Below are 707 nucleotides of genomic sequence, written 5' to 3'. Positions count from 1 at the left end.
GGCGTCGATACGGTGAACGTCGCCGGTGAAGCCTTGAAGCGCAGTTTGGTGGAAGCGTTGTTCGAACAGACCCAGGTCAAGCGCCTGTGCAACCTCTACGGCCCTTCGGAAACCACGACGTATTCGAGTTGGGTGTCGATGGCCCGTGAAGACGGCTTTGCCGCGCATATCGGTAAACCGGTGGCGAACACCCAGTTCTATCTGCTGGATGAACACGGGCAGCCGGTGCCACTGGGCGTTCCGGGCGAAATCTACATCGGTGGTGCTGGGGTGGCGCGGGGTTATTTGAACCGCGAGGACCTGACGGCCGAGCGCTTCCTGAAAGACCCGTTCAGCACGACTGCGAACGCCCGCATGTATCGCACCGGCGACCTGGGCCGCTACCTGCCAGACGGCAACATCGAATACCTGGGCCGCAACGACGACCAGGTGAAGATCCGTGGTTTCCGCATCGAGCTGGGCGAGATCGAAGCCAAGCTCGCCCAGGCGCCAAACATCAAGGAAACCGTAGTCCTGGCCCGCGAAGACATACCAGGCGACAAGCGCCTGGTGGCCTATTTCACCCAACACTCGCCGGACGAAGCCGTAGACATCGAAACCCTGCGCACGCACCTGCAAACGCAGTTGCCAGCGTATATGGTGCCCGCCGCCTACGTGCGCCTCGACGCACTACCGCTGACACCCAACGGCAAGCTCGACCGCAAGGC

General features: G+C 62.0%; 1 protein-coding gene. It reads left to right on the top strand.

Annotated elements, in window-relative coordinates; all coding sequences use genetic code 11:
* On the top strand, positions 1-707 hold a 707-nt coding region (locus tag AC09SL_RS29485; RefSeq protein WP_479572007.1), incomplete at both ends, for an AMP-binding protein.

This window comes from Pseudomonas sp. PF05, assembly GCF_056521845.1.
The sequence above is the reverse complement of the archived record's forward strand: the minus strand, read 5'-3'. Positions and strand labels throughout refer to the sequence as shown.